A 25,995-nucleotide genomic window follows, 5' to 3' on the forward strand; every position below is an offset into this window, starting at 1 on the left:
ATGGTGGTACAGCACGAAAGTGGGGATGATCGACCTGAGAAATAGGTCGATCATCATGGGTAAAGGATGTTAAAAAGTGTTCACCATGTCCTTGAACACCTGTCTACCATGTCCCCGGTCTGTACAGGGAGAGGGTTCGGGTGAGGGGGCTATTTGCCGCTCAGTGCGCGTGGGAACAGCAGGTTGTTCTCCAGATGGATATGCTCCATCAGATCGCTGATAAACGTATTGATACCGTTGTACAGCGCCTGCCAGGTATTGCAGGCCCTTTCCGGTGGTGTGACGTTGTTGGTGAGGAATTTCACCACTTCCAACTGTTCGCCAGCCTCATCATGTTCATGCTCCATCACCGAAATCGGCCCTGCCGCCTGTTGCCCCATGCCCTGTTTAATCAGCGGAAACAGGATCTGTTCTTCCTTCATCATGTGATTTTCCAGATCGAGCCGGATCAGGTTTAGCTGCTTGGCCAGCCCGCGTGGGCAGGTGGGCTTGTCGCCATGGACGCGTTCAACCTTTTCCGCCATCAATACCAGTTCTGACAGCTGTTCACGATGGCGCTGGTGGAAGCGTGGCAGGATGTAATCGATGATCTCAGCCAGCGGAGCCAGACGCCAATCGCGGGTATCCACGGGGTCTGCCGCCAGCGCGGCTAGCTCACTTTCCAACTTATCCAGATCCAGTTCTTTGCGGCTGGCAGCGCGCTCCAGGGTTTGTTTACCCCCGCAGCAGAAGTCCAGATCGTAGTCGCGGAACAGCTTGCTGGCACGTGGGATTGCAATGGCGAGTGCGCCAAGGGATTGGTTACGGTAATCCATGATGATGCCCCTTTAAAGGAAGAAATCTATAACATGTATTTTAAATGCAATTTAAAGGGTGCGCCATGGTTAAAAAGGGGTAGAGGAGAAAAGGCGCGCCGTAACGCGCCTCACGCTCAATTATTTGGCTTGTAGGTCGATCTTATACAGCTCAAAGCCGATGCCGTCGTTACCTGCCGATTTCATAGGATACTGGGCGTTATCTTTAATAAACGCGGCAGCCTTCTCGCTAGGGGAGGTCTCAAAGCGGATATCCAACGGCTGTGGGCTGTGGAAGCTGGCCAAACGCCAGTTATTGTCCGCCTGTGGATGCACCGCGCCGTGCTTCTGGGTTTCTTCGCTGATGTAGGCCGCCAATACCGCGCGGTTCTCATCCGGTGAAGCAAAGGCAATATGCTTATCGCCCGTTCCGGCAAACTTGCCGCCGTAGGCGCGGTAGTTGTTGGTCGCCACCAGGAACTGGGCGTCAGGATCGATCGGCTTGCCCTTGAAGGTCAGCTGCTTGATACGCTCCGCCTGGTCATTGATCAGCGTACACTCCCCGTCGTAACGTGCCGGTTGGCTGACGTCGATCTGATAATTGACGCCGTCGATCACGTCGAAATTATAGGTGCGGAAACCGTCCCAATTGATCAGCCCCTGCGGTTTGCTGCTGTTAACGTCAATTTGGTTGAACTGCCCGGCGGAGCATTCCAGCCACTCTTTCACTTCCTTGCCGCTGGCTTTGACCACCACCAAGGTATTGGGATAGAGATAGAGATCGGCGGCATTGCGGAAGGTGAGCTGGCCTTTTTCCACCTCGACAAAGCTGGCGGGATCGTTCTTGCGGCCACCCACTTTGAACGGTGCAGCAGCGGCCAATACCGGCAGATCGGCCAGATCCGGATCGCCTTGAATATAGCGCTCAACGTAGGCTCTTTGCGCATTGTTGACGATCTGCACGGTAGGATCGTCCTGGATCAGGGCCAGATAGCTGTACATATTGCCGTCAGACTTGCCGATAGGCTTGCTGACGAACTCACGCGTTCCGTTATGATCTTCCTCTAACACCTTGACCAGCGCGGGATCTTCCACTGCCAACGAACGCTTGTTCTCTTTGTCATAAACCGGTCTGGCCTGCGCCTTCGCTGCGGTAACCTTCCAATTTCCCCCATCGTTATTCAACTGCAGATCCACAATGCCGAGATGATCTCCCCATTGGCCGGGCATCACCGCAGGCACCCCGTTCAGCAGGCCTTTATCGATATCCGCGCCTTTGATATTGGCGAAGTCCTTGCTGGGGAACACCGCGTGCGCATGGCCGAACATGATGGCGTCGATGCCTGGAACCTGGCTGAGGTAGTACACCGAGTTTTCAGCCATGGCCTTATAGGGGTCGCTGGAAAGGCCAGAGTGGGGGATCGCGACGACTAGGTCGGCCCCTTGTTTGCGCATTTCCGGTACGTAGCGTTTGGCGGTTTCGGTGATGTCGTTTACGGTTACTTTCCCCTGTAGATTGGCTTTGTCCCACACCAGGATCTGCGGCGGCACAAAGCCGATATAGCCGATACGTAAAGTATGAGCTTTGCCATCACGGTCTTTTACCGGGGTATCGACAATAATGTAGGGAGTGAACAACGGTTTTTGCGTGGTGGCATCAATAACGTTGGCGTTGACGTAGGGGAATTTGGCCCCCGCCAGGGCATTCTTCAGATAGTCGAGCCCGTAGTTGAACTCGTGATTACCGATATTGCCCACCACATAATCCAGGGTATTCATCGCCTTGTAGACCGGGTGCATGTCGCCGGGTTTCAAGCCCTTGGCAGCCATATAGTCAGCCATTGGGCTGCCCTGGATGATGTCACCGTTATCGACCAGTACGCTGTTGGTCACCTGCTGGCGAGCGTGTTGGATCAGGCTGGCGGTACGCACCAGGCCGAATTTATCGGTGGGCTTATCCTTGTAATAGTCGAAGTCCATCATATTGCCGTGCAGGTCGCTGGTTTCCAGCACGCGCAGGTCAACCGTGGCTGCCTGCGTTGAGGCGCAGACCAGCAGGGCCAGGGCAGATAGTCCCAAAGGGCGCTTGATCATGGTTATCTCCATTGGATTATTCTTCGAGGGGCATCTCAAGGGGGTATGTAATTACCACTACCTCTCTCAGCAAACTGTGAAGTCTGGCATAAACTGGCCGAATATAACCTATCGTTATGCAAAGTTGTGACGGAGAAGACTTGAATAAATACCACAGCTTAGCGAGTTGAGATGGATATTCCGCCCAAAAAAAACTAGGCTGCAAGCTATAGAAAGGGGAAATGTCCCACGCAACTGAATGTCTGAGGTGCACTATGTTGGAGCAGATTTGCCAGCTGTCCCGCGAGGCGGGTACGGCGATCATGGCGGTATATCATGGTGAACAATCGCTTGATGTGGCACAGAAAAAAGATGATTCACCGGTGACCGCCGCCGATTTGGCCGCACACCATATCATCAAACGGGGTCTGGCGGCACTGACGCCGGAGATCCCACTGCTGTCAGAGGAAGACCCTCCCGCCTGGGAAATCCGCCGCAACTGGACGCGTTACTGGCTGGTCGACCCGCTGGACGGTACCAAAGAGTTTTTAAACCGTAACGGTGAGTTCACGGTCAATATCGCGTTGATCGAAGAGGGTGAGGCGGTAATGGGCGTGGTCTATGCCCCGGCGATGGACGTGCTGTATCTGGCCGAACGCGGCAAGGCCTGGAAGGAAGAAGGGGGCCGGCGTCGTGAGATTAGCGTGAGTAATGCCGAGCTACCGTTGGTGGTGGTCAGCCGCTCTCATAGCGATGAGGAGTTACAGGATTACCTGCAACAGTTGGGCGAACACCAAACCATCTCGGTAGGCTCATCACTGAAGTTTTGCCTGGTGGCGGAAGGGCGGGCGCAGCTTTACCCACGGTTTGGGCCAACCAATATCTGGGATACGGCGGCAGGGCACGCGGTAGCGGTAGCGGCCGGGGCTCAGATCCACGATTGGCAGGGCAAGCCGCTGTTATATACCCCGCGTGAGTCTTTCCTGAACCCTGGCTTTAGGGTTTCTCTGTTTTAGGCCGCGCCCCGCTCATTGCCGTGCGGGACGCCGTTTAAGCGCTATTTCAGCAACTGGTGCAGCATCTCCATCACCTGCTGCACCTCTTGCGGCGTCAGTGCGCCATCTTTGGCAAACTGGATGTTGCCTTCTTTATCGAGCACCACAATTGCCGAGCCTTTTGGTTGCAGGTCCCAAGCTTTTTTGACGTTGCCATTACTGTCGACAATAAACTGCGACCAAGGGAACTCTTTCTTGCTGTCTTCAATACTGTTACGCACAAAGATGGCGGTACCGATGATGGCATCGTCGGTATTGACGATGGTCGTCGTTTGGTAACGATCGTGCGGTAGCTTGGCGGTCTTGATGGCTTCAATCAGCGGATCGTTGAGTTCTTTGGCCGAAGTGCGGCCAGCAATATGCTGCACCACTCGCACTTTTCCACCGAGCTGCGCGCTATTCCAACCTTTGTAGCTAAACTTATTATCAACATAGTCCAACTCGCCTTTATCGCTGACGCCGATCGGTGCCACGCGTTGGTGGAGTTGAAGGTTGTGAGCAGAGGCCAACATCGGGGCCAACAGCAGCGATATTATCAGCATGCAATTTTTCATGCGTTCTCCTGCAGAGGGAAATAAGTCTCAATATGACTCAAGGTGATTAAAGCATAGGTGCTCATCCGAGGTCTGTCCTGTTAACCGGATCGCAGTTTTTCCTTCTGGGGGCAATCACGCGGTTTTTGAATGGATATACTGCAAAGGTTATAAATAGGTATACACAATTCTGTCAGTAAGTGTAAATCCAGGATAGAAATCCAGGCGGAGTTGAACAAAATGGTCTTTACTCAGTCTACTAGAAAGCAATCAAGTTGCGCTCCGAATGTCGAGGTGGCCACTTTGGCCGCTCGCTGAGCGCATGGATCCAACGGGAGGAGAGTAACAACTATGAGAATCTTCCAGCGTTATAACCCACTGAAAGTGGCTACGTATGTAAAAACCCTGTTCCGGGGGCGGCTGTACATCAAGGATGTGGGGGCGTTCGAATTCGACAAGGGGAAAATCCTGTTGCCGAAGGTTCGTGACAAGCGCCACTTCAACGTGATGTCAGAGGTCAACCGGCAGGTGTTGTTACTACAGGCAGAGATGGGATAAAGCGCGAATTATGGAGTACCCTGCAAAGTAAAAATAATTGCGGCCCCCGAAGGGGCCGCTAATGTTTATGCCTGAGGTGATTCGTCCGGTGCTTTTGGTAGCACCGTGATCGGTTTGTCGACCAGCCTTGTTACCAATAGCTGATCAATTTTGTAGCTGTCGATATCGACCACTTCAAACTTGTAGCCGGCATATTTCACAAAGTCGGTACGTTTCGGGATTTTGCGCAGCATGTACATCATGAAACCGCCGATGGTTTCATAGTTGCCAGCCTGTGGGAACTCATCGATATGCAGTACACGCATCACGTCTTCGATTGGCGTCCCGCCTTCAATCAGCCACGAGTTCTCATCACGCGTCACGATCTGCTCTTCCTGACCTTGGCCTACCAGGTCACCCATCAGCGTGGTCATCACATCGTTCAGCGTAATAATCCCGACCACCAAAGCATATTCATTGAGGATCACCGCAAAGTCTTCACCGGCGGTTTTAAAGCTTTCCAGCGCTTCTGACAGGGTCAAGGTATCTGGCACGATCAGCGCCGAGCGGATCTGCACGCCGCTGCTCAGTACCAGGCTCTGGTTGCCCAAAACGCGGTTCAGCAGGTCTTTGGAGTCAACATAGCCAACGACCTGATCGATATGACCGTCGCACACCAGGAACTTGGAATGCGGATGAGTGGAGATCTTTTCTTTAATACTGTCTTCACTTTCCCGCAGGTCGAAGTAAATCACGCTTTCGCGGGACGTCATCGACGAGGGCACGGTGCGCGATTCCAACTCGAAAACGTTTTCAATCAGCTCATGTTCCTGTTTGCGCAGTACCCCGGCTAGCGCGCCAGCTTCCACCACCGCGTAAATATCTTCGGAGGTGATGTCGTCTTTACGCATCATCGGCAGCTTGAACATGCGGAAAATCAGGTTGGCCATGCCGTTGAAGAACCAGACCAGCGGGCGGAACAGCATGATCGAGAAACGCATCGGGTTGATGATCCGGACGGCAACCGTCTCTGGTGCAATCATACCGATGCGCTTCGGGGTTAAATCCGCGAACAGGATGAACATGCTGGTCACCATCACGAACGAGCACATAAAGCTTACCTGCTCGGAAATTTCGGGTGACAGGAAACGGTCGAAAATCAATTTGAAACTGGGGGAGAAGGCTGCATCGCCGACGATACCGCCGAGGATGGCCACGGCGTTGAGGCCGATTTGCACCACGGTAAAGAAAATACCCGGGGTTTCCTGCAGCTTAAGGACTCTGGCGGCATTGATGTTGCCTTCGTCAGCCATCAGTTTGAGTTTGATCTTGCGTGACGCGGCCAGAGAGATTTCTGAAAGCGAGAAAAACGCACTCACTGCGATCAGAAAAAGAATCAGTAAAATACTGTTTAACATAGTCTATCCATTCGTACCGACGGGATGTCGGCGATCTTTCGGAGGGGTAATACCGTAAAAAAAGGTGGATCCAAGGGCCGTTATATCACGTGCCCACAAAAGCGGGCCGCAAACGCGGCCCAACACAGTATAGCAGTTGCCCCGTGAGGGCCGCCAGTGGTTAAAAATTAACAGCTTAACCCTGTGGAGGCAGACACACCCCAATGCCGCCCAGGCCACAATAGCCGCCCGGATTCTTATGCAGGTATTGCTGGTGATCATCTTCTGCATAGTAGAAAGGCAGTGCCGGTGCGATTTCGGTGGTGATGGTGCGCTGATCGCCCGCTTTATCCATTGCCTGCTGGAAAGCTTGCAGGCTTTGCTCCGCTTCGGCCTGTTGCTCTGCATCCAGATAGTAAATAGCAGAGCGGTATTGGGTGCCGATATCTCCGCCCTGACGCATGCCCTGTGCAGGATCGTGGTTTTCCCAGAATACCTGTAACAGCTTGCGGTAGCTGATGACCTGCGGGTCAAACACTACGCGTACCACTTCGGCATGACCAGTCTGGCCGCTGCACACCTCGCGATAGGTTGGATTTGGCGTATAGCCACCGCTATAGCCTGCGGCAGTGCTATAAATCCCCGGCTGCTGCCAAAACAGGCGTTCAACGCCCCAAAAACAGCCCATGCCAAAGATGGCCGTTGCCATCCCCTCGGGCACGAAGGTCATGGAATGGCCGGTCACCTCGTTAAGCGTAGCGACGGGCATCGGCGTAGTACGGCCAGGAAGCGCACTCGCCTTATCGATGTTTTGAGACTTATCAAAAGATTGCACCACGTTTGACTCCTGTTGCCATAATAAGAATTAGCCTAATAGGAACGCGTGTCAGTTGTAACTGGCCGCTTCTTTGCCCACAATAAGCCCTATCTAAGGTTTATGTATCAGCTTAACGCAGTATTTTGAGCGCCAAAAGCTAAGAATGCGTCTTGTTTTCGGTAACGGTTGATGCCGTATGGGCAACGTCCGGGATCTAAAGGTAAGGGGGGCAGTCTGATAGCGCTGCCCCAGCACCAGAGCAAAGGTACTGACAGGACAGAAAAATCAATTAAGGAGCACCAGTGCCACGATATCGTGTCCTTTGCGTGTTATGTGCGCTATTCGTTATGCCGTCGGTGTTAGCGGCGAATGTGCGGCTGCAGGTTGACGGCCTGAGTGGGGATTTGGAGCGCAACGTTCGTGTGCGCCTTTCAGCGATCACGCCGGAAGAGGTCAATGCCGAGGGGCGTTTTCGCGCTCGGGTGGACGCTGCCATCCGCCTGGGGCTGCGGCCGTTGGGCTATTATCAGCCTACGATTGAATTCACCTTTGATGATAACCCGAAGCTTTCGCGGCCGGTATTGATCGCCAAGGTCGATCCGGGTGAGCCGGTGCGTATTGCAGGTGTGGATATCCAACTGCAAGGCGGGGCCAGAACCGACGAAGATTACCTGAATCTAGTCAGAACCGATCGGCCAACGATAGGTGAGATCCTCAACCATGGTCAGTTCGACAGTTTTAAAAGTTCGCTGACCAACCTTGCACTGCGTAAAGGCTATTTTGACGCTCAAATGCTCAAGAGCCAGCTTGGCGTGGCGGAAGAGTTGCATAAGGCATTTTGGGACATTGATTTCGACAGTGGTGAGCGTTATCACTTCGGCAAAGTGATTTTCAAGGGCTCGCAAATCCGCGAGGACTATTTGCAAAATCTGCTTCCCTTCCATCAGGGTGATTATTACAGTTCGAACGATCTTGCCGAGCTGAACCGCCGTTTATCCGCCACCAACTGGTTCAACTCTGTGGTGGTGTCCCCAGACTTTACCGACTCCAAAGAGAGCAAGATCCTGCCGCTAGATGCGGTGTTGACGCCGCGTAGCAGCAATATCGTGGAGCTAGGCGGTGGTTTTTCTACCGACATTGGTCCACGTGTGCTAGGAACCTGGAGAAAACCCTGGCTGAACGATCGCGGCCACAGCCTGGTAACCGCCGCCAGTATCTCTCAGCCGCAGCAGCAGCTGGATCTGACCTATAGAATCCCATTGCTTCGCAACCCACTAGAACAGTATTACCTGTTACAGGGCGGTTTCAAACGTACCGATCTGAACGACACTCAATCTGACAGTACCAAGGTCGTGGCTTCGCGTAACTGGGATCTCTCCAGCGGCTGGCAGCATGCGGTGAACCTCAGTTGGCGTCTGGACCACTTTACCCAGGGTTCCGTCACCAATACCACCATGCTGCTTTATCCTGGGGTGACCGTGAATCGAACTCGTTCACGGGGAGGCCTGATGCCCGTGTGGGGCGACAGCCAGCGTTATTCCATCGACGTGTCGGACACTACCTGGGGCTCCGGGGTGGACTTTGCGCTATTGCAGGCACAAAACGTCTGGATCCGTAGCTTGGGGGAGAAAAACCGCTTTGTGATCCGTGGTCAGGTTGGCTGGATCGAAACCAACGATTTTGACAAGGTGCCGCCGGATTTGCGCTTCTTCGCCGGTGGCGATCGCAGTATCCGTGGTTATAAATTCCAGGGCATTTCCCCGCGTGGCGATGATGGCAAGCTGACCGGTGCCTCTAAAATGGTGACGGGGTCGCTGGAGTACCAATATAACGTCACTGGCCGCTGGTGGGGGGCGATGTTTGTGGATTCCGGGCAGGCGGTCAATAAATTCTCAGACAGCAATTTCAAGACCGGTGCGGGCGTTGGCGTGCGCTGGCAATCGCCGGTAGGGCCGGTGAAACTGGATATCGCCGCGCCGGTTGGGGATAAAGAGACCCACGGCCTACAGTTTTATATCGGTTTGGGGCCTGAACTATGAGCCTGATAAAAAAGATTTGTCTGGGATTTTTGATCCTGCTGTTACTGCTGATAGGCACGTTGGCGTTTCTGCTTGGCACCACGACCGGCTTGCATATGGTGATCAACGGGGCCGCCCGCTGGGTACCCGGGTTGGAAATTGCGGCGGTCAGCGGTGGCTGGCGCGATCTGACCCTGAAAGGCGTGAAGTATCAGATGCCGGGTGTGGCCGTTAACGCCGGGCAGTTCCATCTCTCACTCGATCTCTCCTGTTTGAAACGCAGTTCATTGTGCGTCAATGCGCTGACCGCACAGGATGTTGATGTGGTGGTGAAAACCGCCGAAATGACGCCTTCTGCGCCAGTTGAGGAAAGCAACGAGCCGATCGGCGATCTCCGCACGCCTTATCCTATTACCCTGCGCAAGCTGGCGTTGAATAACGTCAAGGTTACCGTGGACGATACGGCGATCTCGCTGGGGGAATTCAGCACTGGCGCACAGTGGCAGGAACGTGCATTGACGTTGATGCCAACTACGGTGCGCGCTTTGCTGATCGCGCTGCCAAAAACGCCGGTGAATCCTTTACCGGAAGCGCTGCAGCCCGCAGCGGAGAAAGTGGCGGACAAGGTTGCAGAGAAAACGACGGTTGCGCCAGCATTGGTACCACCGCCAGCGGAAGAGAAACCGTTGGGCGAAACCCTGAAAGCGCTGTTTGCCAAACCGCTGCTGCCGGACCTGCCAGAAATTCGCCTGCCGTTGGATATTACCGTTGAGGAAATCAACGGTGAGCAGCTACATCTGACCGGGGACACTGAGGTGTCGATCACCCGCTTGCAGCTGCAGGCCAGCACCAAAGATCAGCATATTCAGCTGGGTCGCTTTGACGTGAGATCGCCGCAGGGCATGCTTTTCGCCAAAGGGCAGGCAACGCTGACCGGCAATTGGCCGGTGGAAATGGTGGCCAACAGCACGCTGAATATCGATCCGCTGAAAGGTGAGAAGGTGAAGCTGAATGTGTCTGGTGGGCTGCGTGAAGAGCTGAAAGTCGCGCTTAACCTGTCGGGCCCCGTTGGTGCGCAACTGGATGTGCAAACCCAGTTGGCAGAGGCGGGTTTACCCTTGGCGCTGACGCTGCAAAGCAAACAGCTGAAATGGCCGCTGACCGGCGAGGCACAGTATCAGGTTAATGATTTCCGCCTGCGCTTTAACGGCGAGGCCGCTGATTATGCGCTTTCTACCCGCGCTAATTTCAAAGGCCAGGATCTGCCACCGGCAGTGCTACAGCTGGATGGTAAAGGTAATCTTGAACAGTTCAGACTCGAGCGCCTGCGGTTGGTTGCGCTGGAGGGGAATACCGATCTGACGGCGCTGGTGGACTGGAGCAAAGCGATCAGCTGGACGTCACAGCTGACGCTGTCGGGCATTAATACCGCCAAGCAATGGCCGGAATGGCCAGCGCGCTTGGAAGGGAAAATCACCACCCGTGGCAGCCTGCACGGCGGCAGTTGGCAATTACAGGTGCCGGTGTTGCAGCTCGACGGCAATGTGAAACAAAACAAGGTATCAGCGCGGGGCTCTTTGCGTGGCAATGCGGCCGGGCAGTGGACGATCCCGGGTATCGATCTGGCGTTAGGGCGCAATACGCTCAACGTTAAAGACCAGTTGGATGAGAAAAGCTGGGTGCTGGATGCCAATGTTGATGCAGCGCATCTCGACGGTGCTTTACCGGGGCTTGCAGGCAATGTCCGCGGGCAGTTGAAGCTGCGTGGGAATTTGCAGGCACCGCAGCTGTTGGCAGATCTGACCGCGACGGGCTTGCAATGGCAGGCGCTGCACATCAATCGGGTGAAGGTCAACGGCGATGTCCGTTCCAGCGATCAGATCCAGGGGCAACTGGCGGTACGGGTTGAACAGCTCAAACAGGATGCGCTGCAGGTCAATCTGTTGACGTTGGATGCCAGAGGCAGCGAGCGCCAACATCGGCTGCAAGTGAATATCGACGGTAAGCCGGTTTCCGGGCAATTGGCCCTGGAGGGTAGCTTTGATCGTCAGCAACAGCGCTGGCGAGGCAACCTGAACAACACTCGTTTTGATACACCGGTGGGTGAATGGCGTCTGAGCCGTGCCATCGCGTTGGATTACCTGAATACGCAACAGAAGATCAGCGTAGGACCGCATTGCTGGGTGAACCCGAATGCCGAGCTGTGCGTACCTAGAACCATCGAGGCAGGGGCCAGCGGCCAGGCTAGCGTAGTACTCAACCGCTTTGACCTGGCAATGATCAAACCGTTCCTGGGGCCGGATACCGCCATGAACGGGGTCTTTACTGGCCGAGCTGACGTGAGTTGGCAACCGGGTGGCGCATTGCCACAGGCGAAGGTTTCCCTGGTGGGCAAGGGGGTGAAAGTGGTGCAGCAGGTGCAGGGTGCCGCATTGCCGATCGCCTTTGACACGCTAAACCTCAATGCGGGCCTGAACAATGGACGGGCACAGGCAGACTGGCTGATCAAGCTGACCAATAACGGCCAGTTTAACGGTAACGTTCAGATCGCCGATCCGCAGGTACGTCGTACCATCAGCGGCAACGTCAATATCACCAATGTGTCGCTGGCGCTGCTTAACCCAATACTGACGCAGGGCGAGAAAGCCGCGGGGATGTTGAATGCCAACCTGCAATTAGGCGGCAACGCGCAGAACCCGCTGGTATTTGGCCGTCTGGCGTTGGATAAGGTGGCGATCGTTGGCCACTGGATGCCGTTTGATATGACCGAAGGCCGCCTGGCGCTGAACTTCAACGGGATGACTTCGACCCTGGAAGGATTGCTGGCGACCACGCATGGGCAGCTCAATCTGTCTGGGGATGCCGACTGGCGGGATATCAATGCCTGGCGTGCACGTATTGCAGCCAAGGGCGATCGGTTGCGGGTGACCCTGCCGCCAATGGTCCGTATTGATGTTTCACCGGATGTGGTGTTTGAAGCCACGCCGCAGCTGTTCTCACTCAACGGTAGCGTAGATATCCCTTGGGCTCGTATCACGGTGCAAGAGCTACCGGAAAGCGCTGTCGGTGTTTCTCCTGATGAAGTGATGTTGAATAACCAGCTCAAGCCGATCCAACCGGCGACGGCAGGGATCCCAATCAACAGCAATCTGACGATCCGCGTGGGTAACGACGTGCGTCTGGATGCGTTCGGCCTGAAAGCCAGACTGCGTGGCGATCTGCGTGTGGCACAGGACCAGAATGGTCTGGGGGTGCATGGCCAGATTAATATTCCATCGGGGCGTTTCCATGCTTATGGCCAGGATCTGCTCGTGCGCAAAGGCCAACTGATCTTCTCTGGGCCACCGGATCAACCGTTGCTGAATATCGAAGCGATCCGTAATCCGGATGCGACGGAAGATGACGTGGTCGCAGGTGTTCGCGTGACCGGCATGGCCGATGCACCAAGGCTGGAAGTGTTCTCCGATCCGGCCAAGTCTCAGCAAGAAGCGCTGTCTTACCTGCTGCGCGGCCAGGGATTAGGGGCTGGCGGTGCCGATGGCAACGCCATGACCTCAATGTTAATTGGTATGGGGGTTGCACAAAGTGGTCAACTTGTGGGTAAAATCGGCGAGGCGTTTGGCGTAAGTAATCTGGCCCTTGATACCGAGGGAGTTGGCGACAGCTCTCAGGTAGTGGTGAGCGGCTATGTCCTCCCTGGCTTACAAGTAAAATATGGGGTGGGGATCTTCGACTCATTGGCCACGCTGACGTTGCGATACCGCCTGATGCCTAGGTTGTATCTGGAAGCGGTGTCTGGTCTCGACCAGGCACTGGATGTGCTCTATCAGTTTGAGTTTTAGCTATGCGAATCATTGTCTACGGCAGTTTACGACGCAAACAGGGAAACAGCCATTGGATGACCAACGCCCAATGGTTGGGTGAACATGAGTTAGAAGGCTACCAGCTTTATAATCTGGGGCACTACCCGGCGGCGATCCCTGGAGAGGGCACGGTACACTGCGAAGTGTATCGTATTAACTCATCGATTCTGGCCGAGCTGGACGAGTTGAAAAGCAATACCAAAGACTACAAGCGCGAGCTGATCCGCACGCCTTATGGCAGTGCGTGGATCTACCTGTATAGACACAGTGTGGACGGTTTCCCGCGGATTGAAAGCGGTGACTGGCTGAAGCGTCTTGACGAAAAGCAGTAAAAAAAACACCGCTCATCTGGGCGGTGTTTTTTTATCAGTTCGGGCGAGAATTACTTCTTGGCGCGCTCGAAAGAGGCAACGATCTCAGCTTTGGCTGCGGCAGCGTCTGCCCAACCTTCCACTTTCACCCATTTGCCTTTTTCCAGATCTTTGTAGTGTTCAAAGAAGTGGCTGATCTGCGCTTTCAGCAGTTCTGGCAGGTCGTTCACATCTTTGATGTGATCGTACTCTTTGGTCAGTTTGCTGTGCGGTACGGCAATCAGTTTTGCGTCTTCACCGGCTTCGTCGGTCATTTTCAGCACGCCAACTGGGCGGCAGCGGATCACTGAGCCTGGTTGCAGTGGGTATGGGGTTGGCACCAGCACGTCTACCGGGTCACCGTCCAGTGACAGAGTGTGGTTGATGTAACCGTAGTTGCACGGGTAGAACATCGCTGTGGACATGAAACGGTCAACGAACAGCGAGCCGGTTTCCTTGTCGATTTCGTATTTGATTGGATCGGCGTTAGCCGGGATTTCGATAACTACGTAGATGTCTTCTGGCAGGTCTTTGCCAGCAGGGACCAGGTTCAAGCTCATGTCGGTTTCCTTTAATCAAACCAGAAATGGAGTGGCGGCTATTATAGCGGAGTCTTTTGTGATTTCCCGCCCTTTTCATCATTGAGATGCTGACTGGTCTGTAACAGCAACTTTTCCAGATTAATCCTCTATTGATTGAAGTTTACTCCCCGGCTGCCGATAACTTCCTCAAATAATAACGGTCCAGCCGCTAGCTGGCCCTGCCTTCTTGCCTCCTCTACATCTGAAGCTACTTTTTTCTAAAGCCGGGAAACACTCATGTTAAAAAAGATCACCGTTAAGGCCGGGCTGATTGCCCTGTTGAGCCTGATGACGTTGCTGTTGATTGTTGTCAGCATCATCGGGGTTAAAGCCATTAACGACGGAACACGTTCGCTACAGACTCTGAACCAGATCCTGGGGGAAGAGCTGGGTTCGTTGGCCAACAGCTCCAACCTGGCGCTACGGGCCAGAACGGCTGCCTCGCTTGCAGTACGCCAGCGCGAGATTGGTCAGATTGAGGTTGCTGACGCCTCGGTGGGGCGCATTTATGGCTATCTGGAACAGTCGAAAAAGGAAATGGCGCGCTTTGTCGACGTGGGCACGGTGACCGAACGGGGTCGTCAATTCTCAATGCGCATGCAGGCGAGCTATCGCGCCTATCTGGAACAAGGCATTGCGCCCATGGCGGCGGCGATAAAGGCGGGGAAGTTGGATGACTATTACGCCATTCAAGAAAATCATATCTCTAAGCTGAGCATTGCTTTTGAAGCCGACCTCAGTGAGTTCCGCGCGTTTGCCATGGAGATTGGCCAGCAGCATGCGCATGAGGCAGAAAGAAATGCCAGCACCAAGATTATCCTGATCGTTGCGGCTGGGCTGCTCAGCGTGTTACTGGCGGTGCTGGCCTGGTTTGCTATGCGTGTGATCTTGCTGCGCCCGTTAGATGAGTCGATCGTCCAATTGGAACATATCGCCGCAGGGGATCTGACCCACGAAATTAGCGGTGAAGGTGATACCGAAATGGGGCGCTTGGTGCACGCCATGCAGCGTATGCAGCAATCGCTGGTGATGTCGGTCAGTAAAGTCCGCGATGCCAGCAGCCAGATCGATACCGGCTCCCGCGAGTTGGCTGCGGGTAACGTTCATCTGGCGCAGCGTACGGAGGAATCGGCCGCTTCGCTGGAGCAAACCGCCGCCAGTATGGAGCAGTTGACCTCTACGGTGAAAATGAATGCTGAAAACTGCGAACAGGCCAACCAGTTGGCACTGAGCGTCTCCGATATTGCCGAACAGGGCAGTGACGTGGTCAGCCAGGTGATGAGCAAGATGCAGGCCATTACCGACAGCTCACGACGCATCGCCGACATCATCAGCGTGATGGATGGTATCTCCTTCCAGACCAATATCCTGGCGCTCAACGCGGCGGTAGAGGCAGCACGCGCCGGTGAGCAAGGCCGTGGTTTTGCCGTGGTGGCCGGTGAGGTACGCAGCCTGGCCCAACGCAGTGCGCAATCGGCCAAAGAGATCAAAGGGCTGATCGAGGTTTCACAACACCGCGTGCGGGAAGGTGAACAGATGGCGGCTACGGCGGCGAAGACCATGAACGGAATAACCGGGGAAGTGGGGCGCGTCACGGCGCTGATGCGTGAAATCTCGGCGGCCACTCGCGAACAAAGCAGTGGTATCGAGCAGGTTAACCTGGCGGTAGTGCAAATGGATCAGGTGGCACAGCAGAATGCGGCGCTGGTGGAAGAGTCTGCGGCGGCAACGCGCTCTTTGGAAGAGCAGGCGCAGCTATTGGCACAGAGTATGGCTGTGTTCAAACTGTGATGTGAAGGGGCGGCATGCCGCCCCCTTTTAACTCGTTACTGGTCCGGGAACTCAGCAATAAAGCGTTCGGCGTCTTCTACCATCGATTTGGTTCCGACGAAGAATGGCGCACGCTGGTGCAGTTGTTGCGGCACGATATCCAGAATGCGGTTTTTGCCATCGCTGGCTTTCCCCCCGGCCTGTTCAGCCAGGAACGCCATCGGGTTGCATTCATACAGCAGACGCAGCTTGCCCTGTGGGTGGCTGGCGGTGCTTGGGTAGATATAGATGCCGCCTTTGAGCAGGTTACGGTGGAAATCGGCAACCAGTGAACCGATATAGCGTGAGGTATAAGGGCGCTGGGTGGCTTCATCCTGCTCTTGGCAGTATTTGATGTATTTCTTCACTCCGAGCGGGAACTTGATGTAGTTACCTTCGTTGATGGAATACATATTGGCTTTTTCCGGGAAGCGCACTTTCTCGTGGGAGAGGCAGAACACCCCCAGAGACGGATCGTAGGTGAAGGCATGTACGCCATAACCGGTGGTGTATACCAGCATGGTGGAGGAGCCATAAACCACATAACCGGCCGCTACCTGGGCATGGCCAGGCTGCAGGAAATCTTCTTCGGTGACTGGCGTGCCAATCGGGGTGATGCGGCGATAGATAGAGAAGATCGTCCCGACCGAGACGTTCACATCAATGTTGGACGAGCCGTCCAAAGGATCCATTAGCACCACATACTTGCCATTCTCAGCTCGCTCGCCGTCGAAAATCACGATCTCGTCTTCTTCTTCCGAAGCGATGCCTGCAACTTCACCACGAGCCTTCAAAGCTGCTTTCAGCTTTTCGTTCGCGAACAGGTCCAGCTTCATCTGAACTTCGCCCTGAACGTTGGAAATGCCATTAGTCCCCAAGATATCAACTAAACCCGCCTTGTTGATATCACGGTGAATGATCTTGGCACCCAGTTTGATGGCAGAAAGTAATGAGGTCAGCTCACCGGTGGCGTGAGAGAAGTCGTGTTGTTTCTCGACGATAAATTCGCCTAACGTTTTCATGACACAATCCCTGAATCTACGGATGGATAGCGGCTTGTTAACATACCGCCAACGTTTTCGTCAGCAGTGTAGCCCAAAGCAACTTGCGATTCATAGGCAAATCCATTTCTTCTGAGCGATTCTGAGCGCTAGAATAGGCAGTAAATCGATGCACTAAAATGAGAAACCTAATGCGCATACATATTCTTGGGATCTGCGGCACCTTTATGGGTGGGCTAGCCATGTTGGCTCGTTCACTGGGGCATGAGGTGACCGGTTCAGATGCCAACGTCTATCCTCCGATGAGTACCTTACTGGAAAAGCAGGGGATCGATCTGATCCAGGGTTACGATCCTGCCCAGTTGGATCCGGCTCCTGATCTGGTAATTATCGGCAATGCCATGAGCCGTGGTAATCCTTGCGTAGAAGCGGTGCTGGAACAGAGCATTCCTTACATGTCTGGCCCTCAGTGGCTGCATGATTATGTCCTGCGCGATCGCTGGGTGCTGGCGGTAGCGGGAACACACGGTAAAACCACCACCGCCGGGATGGCGACCTGGATCCTGGAAGCCTGCGGCTATCAGCCGGGCTTTGTGATCGGCGGCGTACCGGGCAATTTTGATGTCTCGGCCCGTCTTGGCGGCAGCCCGTTCTTTGTCATCGAAGCCGATGAGTATGACTGTGCCTTCTTCGACAAACGTTCCAAGTTCGTTCATTACTGCCCGCGCACGTTGATCATGAACAACCTCGAGTTCGATCACGCCGATATTTTTGACGATCTGAAAGCCATCCAGAAACAGTTCCACCACCTGGTGCGCCTGGTGCCGGGCCAAGGCAAGATTATCCTGCCGGAAAACGACACTCATCTGAAACAGGTGATGGCAATGGGATGCTGGAGCGAACAGGAATGGGTTGGGGAAGGGGGCGCGTGGCGTGCACACAAACTGACGACGGATGCCAGCCATTACGAAGTGTTCCTCAACGGCGAGAAGGTGGGCGAGGTTAACTGGGCACTGGTGGGCGAACACAACATGCATAACGGCCTGATGGCGATCGCCGCTACCCGCCATGTTGGCGTACAGCCAGCCGATGCCTGCCGTACGCTGGGTGACTTTATCAATGCCCGCCGCCGTCTGGAATTGCGTGGTGAAGCCAATGGTGTCACGGTGTATGACGACTTTGCCCATCATCCCACCGCCATTCTGGCTACCTTGGCGGCGCTGCGTGGCAAAGTGGGCGGCACCGCACGCATCCTGGCCGTGCTCGAGCCGCGCTCAAACACCATGAAAATGGGGATCAGCAAAAACGATCTGGCCCCCTCACTGGGCCGTGCCGACGAAGTGTTCCTGTTCCAGCCTCACCACATCCCGTGGCAGGTAGCGGAAGTTGCCGAAGCTTGCGTTCAGCCCGCGCACTGGAGTGCCGATCTGGATACGTTGGTGGAGATGATTGTGAAAACCGCGCAGCCGGGTGACCATATTCTGGTGATGAGCAACGGCGGGTTTGGCGGCATTCATGACAAACTGCTGGCAGGGCTGGCTAACAAGGCCGAACCGAAAGAAACCTACTGACGTTTAGTTAAACGGGCGCCGCATGCGGCGACCCTACCACTATGAGGCCGCTGATGCGGCCTTTTTTGCCCCCATAAAAAAGCCCTCGCGAGCGAGGGCAATGGGGTTCGTCGGATAGGACGACGATAATTTCCAAGATACTGGCGTTTACCTGAGAACTCGGCAGTGGCAGTGACGAGGGTAGTCAGTTCAGTAAGCGCGACCTTGGATTTTTACTTGTAGATTTCAGCCGTTGCGTGCCAGTTGCCATTTTCATAGGCTTCGATCACACGGTAGGCTTTGGCCCCTTGCTGGTCCGCTTTATCAGACAGCGCCTGACGGATATCAGAAGGTGCGCCACCCACGCCGCTAGCGGTGATGGTGCCGACAGACTGCAGATTGCTGGCTTGGGCATCAGTGACCAGGTTAGCCGCAGAAGCACCGAAAGAAACGGCAGACAGCAGGCTAAGTGCAACGAGAGTAGTTTTCATGTTCATGGTACTTGGATCCTTAATCGTTCAGAGATAACGGCCTGGAAGGGCTTTACAGCGTTTTTTATACTTGAAGGCGGTTATCTACTTGGTTTTTTACCAGAGAGTTGTCGTGCAATGCTCAGATAACATCTTGTACTTATTTGTAAATCTCGGCGGTAGCGTGGTAGTTGCCTTCATTACGAGCTTCGATCACGCGGTAAGCGGTCGCGCCTTGAGCATCGGCTTTGGCAGACAGTGCCTGACGGATATCAGAAGGTGCTGCACCGACGCCGCTCACGGTGATGGTACCGGCAGACTGCAGCTTTTCAGCCTGCGAAGCATCAATGGATTGTGCTGCGAATGCACCGAAAGACAGCATGGACAGCAGGCTAATTGTCGCTACAGTAGTTTTAATTTTCATGATTTATCCTCTTCGTATTCTTTTATCAGTTCCAATGAACTGTGATTTACGTCACGAAAATGAGTATACATCTAGTAACGGAAAAAATTAATAGCTGACTAACAGTTTCTAGTGAAACTTTATTGGGGTGGCCGTTACTTTTAATAACCTAATGGAATAAAAAACGGCGATAAAATGCACTTGTGATGTTAAATTTATGTAATTTCAATGAGCTAAGTGCTTTTGACTAAAAGTGCGGAAGCTTCCAGTCACTATCACTAGTCACCAAGAAATGTCATTGAAATGTGCTGCAGGTCGGCTTATTGGCAGTTTTAAACGTGGTAGGCAGCGCTGGAGAAGTAAACGAGGGATTAATAAAGGGTGCACCGCCCGCGACGGAAAGCCGCAGGCTGTGCTGAATGCATCAAAGTTCCTGTTCGAACAAGGAGAGAATGGCTTCAAACAGTTGACGTGCGGTAAAGGAGCTGGCCGGAGTGACAAAAATAGTATCGTCACCGGCAATGGTGCCCAGGATCCCTTCGGATTTGCCCAGTGAGTCCAACAGGCGGGCAATCAGCTGCGCTGCACCTGGGCTGGTATGGATCACCACCACCGCATCGTTATGGTCCACGTCCAGCACCAGATTCTTGAGCGGGCTGGTGGTGGTAGGGACACCGAGTTCAGCCGGGAGGCAGTACACCATCTCCATTTTTGCATTACGCGTGCGTACCGCCCCGAACTTGGTCAGCATGCGTGATACCTTGGACTGGTTAATGTTCTCGAAGCCTTCTTCTTGCAGCGCCAAAACGATCTCGCCTTGAGAACTGAATTTTTCTTCTTTCAATAACGCCTTAAACGCCTTGATCAGATCTTCCTGCTTTGCGGGATTACGCATTTTGCACCGTGGAATGTTGGTAATAGAGCTGATTATTATGCATATAAATGCATTTTTATGCAATATGGGGGCCGTCTGGAAAATCAAAAATGCCCAGACAGAAAGGCAAGAGCGCGATTTTAACAAAATCCGATGCTCATGAATATGCCCTTTCGGTGCGGGAAGCGAGTCAGCTCTCCGGTAACGAAAATGTTATTAAAATGATGTTGTTCTGATGTTACGTAAGGGTGTAATGTAACCGCCGGTTAACGCGATCGTGAAAAGCTTGGCACTATTTTCGATTAGTGTGCGCTATGCCCTTAATGCATAAGCGATTTACTTTAAAATGCTCGCAACATCGGCCATTTTATTGCGCCAGATCTAAAACCGACTGTTAAGAGGTTGTTTTTAAAGGCGTGATAAATTAAGGTCCGTGACCAAAGAATTCACGGCGCTTTTATATTTAAGACAATAAAGGAGTATAGGATGAAAGTTGCAGTTCTCGGTGCTGCTGGCGGTATCGGCCAGGCCCTCGCCCTTCTACTCAAGACCCAGCTTCCTTCAGGTTCTGAACTCTCCCTCTACGACATTGCCCCTGTTACCCCAGGCGTTGCCGTTGACTTAAGCCACATCCCAACCGCAGTTAAAATCAAAGGCTTCAGTGGCGAAGATGCAACCCCTGCGCTGCACGGTGCGGACGTGGTGCTGATTTCTGCTGGCGTTGCGCGTAAACCAGGGATGGATCGTTCCGATCTGTTCAACGTAAACGCTGGCATCGTACGCAACCTGATTGAGCAAGTGGCCAAAACCTGCCCGAAAGCCTGCATCGGTATCATCACCAACCCGGTGAATACCACGGTAGCCATTGCGGCAGAAGTGTTGAAGAAAGCGGGTGTTTACGACAAAAACAAACTGTTTGGCATCACATCGCTGGATATCATCCGTTCCAACACCTTCGTCGCGGAACTGAAAGGCAAACAACCGGAAGAACTGAACGTACCGGTGATTGGCGGCCACTCAGGCGTGACCATCCTGCCTCTGCTGTCGCAGATCCCTGGCGTAAGCTTTAGCGATCAGGAAGTGGCTGATTTGACCAAACGTATCCAGAATGCGGGTACCGAAGTGGTTGAAGCCAAAGCCGGTGGCGGTTCTGCAACCCTGTCTATGGGCCAGGCTGCTGCACATTTTGGTCTGTCTCTGGTGCGTGCGCTGAGCGGTGAGAAAGGTGTAGTGGAATGCGCCTATGTTGAAGGGGATGGCAAATATGCCCGCTTCTTTGCACAGCCACTGCTGCTGGGTAAAAACGGTATCGAAGAGCGTAAAGATATCGGTACCCTGAGTGCCTTCGAGCAAAAAGCGCTGAGCGAAATGCTGGACGTGCTGCACAAAGATATCTCACTGGGTGAGAAGTTTATCAACAACTGATCCCTCAGAATGTGATGTTTTGATAAGCCGCCGGGCCGAATCCGGCGGCTTTCTTATGTTTATCATGATTTGATTCGACTTTTCCGATCTCGCAGATGATGGGTAAGCGGATCAAAATACCTGCTCGGCCAGATCTCTGCCGGATGTACGTTCAGTGCATCAGCAATCAACCACTCTCCCTTGGGCCAAGGACGTGACAACGCGTTGGCCAACGTCGATGAACTTAGCCCTGCCCCCCGAGAAACCGCTGCCAGAGTGGTACCTCTCTTCTTCAAAGCCGCGATGACGTCTGCTGGATGCCAATCTGGGTCCCGTGAATTCATATTTTCATTCCTTTTTTGATTAGAGAAAGTTCTGTTAGTGGTATAACTAACAGGTCAGTATTAATCGTTTGAACAACGTGAAGCGTTTATTCAGAAACTAGAATACCACCAAGTTTCCCAAAAATACCTTATGGTTTCTGAAAAATTTGTCTTGCCACACTATTGTCCCGAGATCATGGCTATGAAAAACGAGTGGTTTGCTGCCAAGGAGCTGATAGGCATCGCAGGATTACCGTCCTCTACACAGGGAATCAACCTAATGGCCCGGCGCGAAAATTGGCTCAGCCGTCGCCGCAAAGGCGTACAAGGCAAGGCGCTGGAATACCATATCAACAGCTTGCCTACCGGCGTCAAAAACCTGCTGGTATTGCGCGAAGAGCCTGCGATCTATGAGGCCGGGCGTCAGGACCCGCTGGCGGTGTGGGTCGAATACTATTACCAGCTTTCAGACAGTGAGCGTGGCCAAGTGATGGCGTTTTTGATGCGTGAAGGTATGGATAGCCTGCTGGCCTGGATTGCTGAAAAGAACAAACAGTAAATCTCCTCGGCCGATGTGCACTTAGTAAGGGGGCCGCATGCTGCTCCCACCAGGCTCCTTTCTGCGTCGCCTCTGTGTTTCCCTCTCCTTGTTTGGTAAGTATTTCTTGAGTATTTCGCCAATTTTTTGGTTATTGGCAATGGCCTGGTTAATGTTATAACTAACTTATTGGCATTAGTGGTTCATGCAACTGGAAGGTCTGATAAGTCAGTTAGGGGTAACGCCGTGATCAAGGAGGGGGAATGGACAAGGAGTGGTTTACCGCCAACGAACTGAAAGAGAAGGGTGAATTGGGCAGCTCCCCGCAAGGGATCAATAAGCGGGCACGTGAGCAAAACTGGCGATGGCAGCGGCGTTTTGGCAAGCAGGGGGTGACCAAGGAGTATCATATCAGCAGCCTGCCCCTCTCGACTCAAAACGAGTTGTATCCCCAGCGGTATCTCCTTGCCGCAGAGGAATCGGCGGCTTATACCGTCTCCTGTGATGGGGATCCTTGGGTGCGTTTGCAGAGCTATCTGGCAGGTATGAAACCTGACGAATACGCGGTTTTATTGAGTTTTCTGGCGGAGAATGGGGCTGCGGGGCTACTGGATCTCATTAGCAAGGCAAATAAATAGGCCCGCATTGCAGACCTATTTGAATATTAAGAAACTTAAATTTCCTAAAAGTCTCGTTGAACCGCCAGATGCGCTAATCCTTCCAGTGCGGTTCGATAAGGAGAGTCGGGCAAAATCTGCAATGCGGCGATCGCCTTGTCCGCTTCTTCTTCTGCGCGCTGACGTGTATAGGTGAGTGAGCCACACTCCTGCATGGTAGCCAGAACCGGCTCCAGCAGATGGCGGCCATTCCCCTGTTCAATCGCGCCACGGATCATCGCAGACTGCTCGGCATTGCCATTATGCATCGCATGCAACAACGGCAGCGTCGGCTTGCCCTCGTTCAAGTCATCGCCGGTATTTTTACCCAGGGTCACGCCGTCTGCACTGTAGTCCAGCAGATCGTCGATCAGTTGGAATGCGGTGCCAAGATAGCGGCCATAGTCTTGCAGCGCCTGCTCTTCGGCCGGGTTAGCCTCGGAGAGGATGGCTGATGATTGGGCTGCCGCTTCAAACAGACGAGCGGTTTTGCTGTAGATGACCCGCATATAGTTTTCTTCACTGATATTCGGATCGTTGACGTTCATCAACTGCAGCACTTCACCTTCGGCGATTACGTTGACCGCTTCGGACATCACTGCCAGCACGCGCAGCGATTCCAGGCTGGTCATCATCTGGAAAGCACGCGTATAAATGAAATCACCCACCAACACGCTGGCGGCATTGCCAAACGCCGCGTTGGCGGTCGCCTTGCCACGGCGCATGTCGGACTCATCCACCACGTCATCATGCAACAGGGTAGCGGTATGGATGAACTCTATCAGAGCAGCGACGGCAATGTGTTTATCGCCTTGATAGTGCAAGGCCCGTGCCGCCAGAACGGCGATCATCGGGCGAATGCGCTTACCGCCACCGCTGATAATGTAATAGCCAAGTTGATTGATGAGCGTGACATCGGAATTCAACTGTTCGAGAATTGTTGCGTTCACGGCCGCCATATCTTGCGCGGTTAACTCAGTAATTTGTTCTAGGTTCATTGTATTTTTTTCAGCTGTGTTTCTGTTGACCGCGATGAGAACGCTGCTCACATCGGTACATGGCGGTAACTGTCCTGTTGATTGTACTTGAAAATCGGCCCAGATAAACGTTGTGAGAGAAACTGTGTTTTTTTTCTTCTTTTTTCACCTTCTGGCCCTAATCTGCTCTTGTCATATGCGGGATTATTGCGTAGAATTCGCGCCCTATTGTGAATATTTATAGCGCGCTCTGTACTGAACAGTTGGGCACGCGGAAAGCGGAGTTTTATATGTACGCGGTTTTCCAAAGTGGTGGTAAACAACACCGAGTAAGCGAAGGTCAGACCGTTCGCTTGGAAAAGCTGGACATCGCAACTGGTGAAGCGGTTGAGTTTGACCAGATTCTGATGATCGCTAATGGCGAAGATATCAAAATCGGCGTTCCTTTCGTCGATGGCGGTAAGATCAAAGCTGAAGTGGTTGCTCACGGTCGTGGCGAAAAGATCAAGATTGTTAAGTTTCGTCGTCGTAAGCACTATCGTAAGCAGCAAGGTCACCGTCAGTGGTTCACTGATGTTAAAATCACCGGCATCAGCGCTTAAGTTAGGAGAGCGGATTAATGGCACACAAAAAGGCTGGCGGCTCGACTCGTAACGGTCGCGATTCAGAAGCTAAACGTCTGGGCGTAAAACGCTTTGGCGGCGAAGCAGTACTGGCAGGCAGCATCATCGTTCGTCAGCGCGGCACCAAATTCCACGCTGGTACCAACGTGGGTTGCGGCAAAGACCACACTCTGTTTGCTTTGAAAGACGGTAAAGTCAAATTCGAAGTTAAAGGCCCGAGCAATCGTAAATTTATCAGCATCGAAGCTGAATAATTTTTCGAGCCTTACGAAATAGATGTTAAGCCCCGCAATTCGTTGCGGGGCTTTTTACATTTATAGATTGCTTGTGCCAGACGGCACAACGCACAGACAGTGAGAAGATGGAAAAAAAACAGCAGGCTGGCGTTGGTATTTTTCTGGCGGTCACCACAGCGGTTTGCTGGGGCGCACTGCCTATCGCAATGAAAGAAGTGCTGGAAGTGATGGAGCCGTTTACCATCGTCTGGTATCGCTTTACGATTGCCGCCATCGGCCTGGGGATGATCCTGGCAGTGCGCGGGCGCTTACCTCCGGTGAAAATGTTCCGTCAACCCCGCTGGTTGCTGTTGCTGGCGATCGCCACTGCCGGGTTGTTGGGCAACTTTGTCTTCTTCAGCTCTTCGCTGCAATATTTGAGTCCGACGGCCTCGCAGGTTATCGGCCAACTCTCGCCGGTGGGCATGATGTTCGCCAGCGTATTGATCCTGAAAGAAAGGATGCGTATCACTCAGGTGATTGGCGCTCTGATGCTGATCTGCGGGCTGATGCTGTTTTTCAACGTCAGCCTGATCGAGATCTTCACTCAGTTCACAGACTACACGCTCGGTGTGTTGTTGGGCGTGTGTGCAGCCATGGTTTGGGTGACCTATGGCGTGGCGCAGAAAGTATTACTGCGTCGATTGGCCTCACCGCAGATCCTGGTCTTGTTGTACACTTTATGTGCGATCGCGTTATTCCCGCTTGCGAAGCCAGCGGTGATTTTCCAGCTCAGCGGCTGGCAGTTGGCCTGTCTGCTGTTCTGTGGTGCTAACACGCTGATTGGTTATGGTGCACTGGCGGAAGCGATGGCGCGCTGGCAGGCGGCCCAGGTGAGTGCGTTAATCACGCTGACTCCCCTGTTTACCCTGCTGTTTTCAGATTTATTGGCGCTGGCCTGGCCACAGGTATTTACCGCCCCGGCATTGAATGTCGTTGGCTATGTAGGTGCTTTTGTGGTGGTTGCAGGCGCCATGTTTTCCGCAATTGGTCACCGTTGGTGGCCGCGACGGGCAGAAACCAACCTGGTTGCTTCTTTGAAGCGGCCCGGTGAATGAGTTACGGAGACGGTAA

The 25,995-nt window shown here is 53.5% G+C and carries 25 protein-coding genes; 13 read left to right on the top strand and 12 right to left on the bottom strand.

Features of this window, described 5'->3' with window-relative positions; genetic code table 11:
• Nucleotides 1-149: 149 nt before the first annotated feature.
• Entirely contained in the window at nt 150-815 is a 666-nt protein-coding gene (gene ytfE / locus ACMV5H_RS14470) for an iron-sulfur cluster repair protein YtfE (RefSeq protein WP_115159465.1), read from the bottom strand.
• 120 nt (nt 816-935) lie between these two features.
• Nucleotides 936-2,888, bottom strand: coding sequence for a bifunctional 2',3'-cyclic-nucleotide 2'-phosphodiesterase/3'-nucleotidase (locus ACMV5H_RS14475; RefSeq protein WP_115159466.1), 1,953 nt, complete (start codon nt 2,886-2,888; stop codon nt 936-938).
• A gap of 254 nt (nt 2,889-3,142) precedes the next feature.
• On the opposite strand from ACMV5H_RS14475, the gene cysQ reads away from it, so the two are divergent.
• Nucleotides 3,143-3,883, top strand: a complete 741-nt coding sequence (gene cysQ, locus ACMV5H_RS14480; protein ID WP_414822021.1) for a 3'(2'),5'-bisphosphate nucleotidase CysQ — start codon at nt 3,143-3,145, stop codon at nt 3,881-3,883.
• A 41-nt stretch (nt 3,884-3,924) separates the two neighbouring features.
• On the opposite strand, the gene ACMV5H_RS14485 is transcribed toward cysQ, so the two are convergent.
• Entirely contained in the window at nt 3,925-4,476 is a 552-nt protein-coding gene (locus tag ACMV5H_RS14485; RefSeq protein ID WP_223500777.1) for a YtfJ family protein, read from the bottom strand.
• 330 nt (nt 4,477-4,806) lie between these two features.
• Here ACMV5H_RS14485 and ACMV5H_RS14490 point away from each other — a divergent pair, with 330 nt between their 5' ends.
• Nucleotides 4,807-5,013, top strand: a complete 207-nt coding sequence (locus ACMV5H_RS14490; protein WP_021179022.1) for a DUF1107 domain-containing protein — start codon at nt 4,807-4,809, stop codon at nt 5,011-5,013.
• 65 nt (nt 5,014-5,078) lie between these two features.
• Here ACMV5H_RS14490 and ACMV5H_RS14495 read toward each other — a convergent pair whose 3' ends face one another.
• Nucleotides 5,079-6,410, bottom strand: a complete 1,332-nt coding sequence (locus tag ACMV5H_RS14495) for a hemolysin family protein (RefSeq protein WP_115159467.1) — start codon at nt 6,408-6,410, stop codon at nt 5,079-5,081.
• A 175-nt stretch (nt 6,411-6,585) separates the two neighbouring features.
• The gene (msrA, locus tag ACMV5H_RS14500) at nt 6,586-7,224 is read right to left on the bottom strand and encodes a peptide-methionine (S)-S-oxide reductase MsrA (RefSeq protein WP_094981894.1); all 639 of its coding nucleotides are present in this window, start codon (nt 7,222-7,224) and stop codon (nt 6,586-6,588) included.
• A 284-nt stretch (nt 7,225-7,508) separates the two neighbouring features.
• Here msrA and tamA point away from each other — a divergent pair, with 284 nt between their 5' ends.
• From tamA to ACMV5H_RS14515, 3 genes are read left to right on the top strand one after another with little or no spacing between them, the layout of a single operon-like run.
• Entirely contained in the window at nt 7,509-9,245 is a 1,737-nt protein-coding gene (gene tamA / locus ACMV5H_RS14505; protein ID WP_414822022.1) for an autotransporter assembly complex protein TamA, read from the top strand.
• A complete protein-coding gene (tamB, locus tag ACMV5H_RS14510; RefSeq protein WP_414822023.1) occupies nt 9,242-13,066 on the top strand; it encodes an autotransporter assembly complex protein TamB in 3,825 nt (1,274 codons plus the stop codon). Before tamA ends, tamB begins: the two co-directional genes overlap by 4 nt.
• Before the next feature lie 2 nt (nt 13,067-13,068).
• Nucleotides 13,069-13,419 carry a gamma-glutamylcyclotransferase gene (locus ACMV5H_RS14515; RefSeq protein ID WP_024483355.1) on the top strand — a complete coding sequence of 117 codons (351 nt, stop codon included), beginning with the start codon at nt 13,069-13,071 and terminating at the stop codon, nt 13,417-13,419.
• Between the two features lie 50 nt (nt 13,420-13,469).
• On the opposite strand, the gene ppa is transcribed toward ACMV5H_RS14515, so the two are convergent.
• Nucleotides 13,470-13,997 carry an inorganic diphosphatase gene (gene ppa, locus ACMV5H_RS14520; protein WP_021179028.1) on the bottom strand — a complete coding sequence of 176 codons (528 nt, stop codon included), beginning with the start codon at nt 13,995-13,997 and terminating at the stop codon, nt 13,470-13,472.
• A gap of 258 nt (nt 13,998-14,255) precedes the next feature.
• Between ppa and ACMV5H_RS14525 the strand changes: the two genes are divergently transcribed.
• Nucleotides 14,256-15,809, top strand: a complete 1,554-nt coding sequence (locus ACMV5H_RS14525) for a methyl-accepting chemotaxis protein (RefSeq protein WP_059199539.1) — start codon at nt 14,256-14,258, stop codon at nt 15,807-15,809.
• A 35-nt stretch (nt 15,810-15,844) separates the two neighbouring features.
• On the opposite strand, the gene fbp is transcribed toward ACMV5H_RS14525, so the two are convergent.
• Complete coding sequence (gene fbp / locus ACMV5H_RS14530; protein ID WP_021179030.1) at nt 15,845-16,849, bottom strand: class 1 fructose-bisphosphatase; 1,005 nt, start codon at nt 16,847-16,849, stop codon at nt 15,845-15,847.
• 170 nt (nt 16,850-17,019) lie between these two features.
• Here fbp and mpl point away from each other — a divergent pair, with 170 nt between their 5' ends.
• The gene (gene mpl, locus ACMV5H_RS14535) at nt 17,020-18,399 is read left to right on the top strand and encodes a UDP-N-acetylmuramate:L-alanyl-gamma-D-glutamyl-meso-diaminopimelate ligase (RefSeq protein WP_414822024.1); all 1,380 of its coding nucleotides are present in this window, start codon (nt 17,020-17,022) and stop codon (nt 18,397-18,399) included.
• A gap of 212 nt (nt 18,400-18,611) precedes the next feature.
• Here mpl and yhcN (ACMV5H_RS14540) read toward each other — a convergent pair whose 3' ends face one another.
• The 3 genes from yhcN (ACMV5H_RS14540) to argR form a co-directional block, all read right to left on the bottom strand.
• Nucleotides 18,612-18,875 (bottom strand): peroxide/acid stress response protein YhcN, encoded by a 264-nt coding sequence (gene yhcN / locus ACMV5H_RS14540; protein ID WP_021179031.1) that lies wholly within the window; start codon nt 18,873-18,875, stop codon nt 18,612-18,614.
• A gap of 133 nt (nt 18,876-19,008) precedes the next feature.
• Nucleotides 19,009-19,272 (bottom strand): peroxide/acid stress response protein YhcN, encoded by a 264-nt coding sequence (gene yhcN / locus ACMV5H_RS14545; RefSeq protein WP_021807531.1) that lies wholly within the window; start codon nt 19,270-19,272, stop codon nt 19,009-19,011.
• 403 nt (nt 19,273-19,675) lie between these two features.
• Nucleotides 19,676-20,146, bottom strand: a complete 471-nt coding sequence (gene argR / locus ACMV5H_RS14550) for a transcriptional regulator ArgR (RefSeq protein ID WP_021179033.1) — start codon at nt 20,144-20,146, stop codon at nt 19,676-19,678.
• Nucleotides 20,147-20,611: 465 nt separating this feature from the next.
• On the opposite strand from argR, the gene mdh reads away from it, so the two are divergent.
• Complete coding sequence (gene mdh / locus ACMV5H_RS14555) at nt 20,612-21,550, top strand: malate dehydrogenase (protein ID WP_414822025.1); 939 nt, start codon at nt 20,612-20,614, stop codon at nt 21,548-21,550.
• 62 nt (nt 21,551-21,612) lie between these two features.
• On the opposite strand, the gene ACMV5H_RS14560 is transcribed toward mdh, so the two are convergent.
• The gene (locus ACMV5H_RS14560) at nt 21,613-21,873 is read right to left on the bottom strand and encodes a helix-turn-helix domain-containing protein (RefSeq protein ID WP_071783710.1); all 261 of its coding nucleotides are present in this window, start codon (nt 21,871-21,873) and stop codon (nt 21,613-21,615) included.
• A gap of 181 nt (nt 21,874-22,054) precedes the next feature.
• On the opposite strand from ACMV5H_RS14560, the gene ACMV5H_RS14565 reads away from it, so the two are divergent.
• Nucleotides 22,055-22,411, top strand: coding sequence for a DNA-binding protein (locus ACMV5H_RS14565; RefSeq protein WP_037376544.1), 357 nt, complete (start codon nt 22,055-22,057; stop codon nt 22,409-22,411).
• Between the two features lie 242 nt (nt 22,412-22,653).
• A complete protein-coding gene (locus ACMV5H_RS14570) occupies nt 22,654-23,028 on the top strand; it encodes a DNA-binding protein (protein ID WP_021807528.1) in 375 nt (124 codons plus the stop codon).
• Between the two features lie 44 nt (nt 23,029-23,072).
• Here ACMV5H_RS14570 and ispB read toward each other — a convergent pair whose 3' ends face one another.
• Entirely contained in the window at nt 23,073-24,044 is a 972-nt protein-coding gene (ispB, locus tag ACMV5H_RS14575) for an octaprenyl diphosphate synthase (protein ID WP_021807527.1), read from the bottom strand.
• 269 nt (nt 24,045-24,313) lie between these two features.
• Between ispB and rplU the strand changes: the two genes are divergently transcribed.
• From rplU to ACMV5H_RS14590, 3 genes are all read left to right on the top strand, one after another.
• Nucleotides 24,314-24,625 (top strand): 50S ribosomal protein L21, encoded by a 312-nt coding sequence (gene rplU, locus ACMV5H_RS14580; protein WP_004955927.1) that lies wholly within the window; start codon nt 24,314-24,316, stop codon nt 24,623-24,625.
• Between the two features lie 17 nt (nt 24,626-24,642).
• A complete protein-coding gene (gene rpmA / locus ACMV5H_RS14585) occupies nt 24,643-24,900 on the top strand; it encodes a 50S ribosomal protein L27 (RefSeq protein WP_004933559.1) in 258 nt (85 codons plus the stop codon).
• Between the two features lie 107 nt (nt 24,901-25,007).
• Complete coding sequence (locus tag ACMV5H_RS14590) at nt 25,008-25,979, top strand: DMT family transporter (protein WP_021807524.1); 972 nt, start codon at nt 25,008-25,010, stop codon at nt 25,977-25,979.
• Nucleotides 25,980-25,995: the final 16 nt, after the last annotated feature.

Source organism: Serratia sp. N21D137 (assembly GCF_047530005.1).
Lineage (GTDB): Bacteria > Pseudomonadota > Gammaproteobacteria > Enterobacterales > Enterobacteriaceae > Chania > Chania fonticola_B.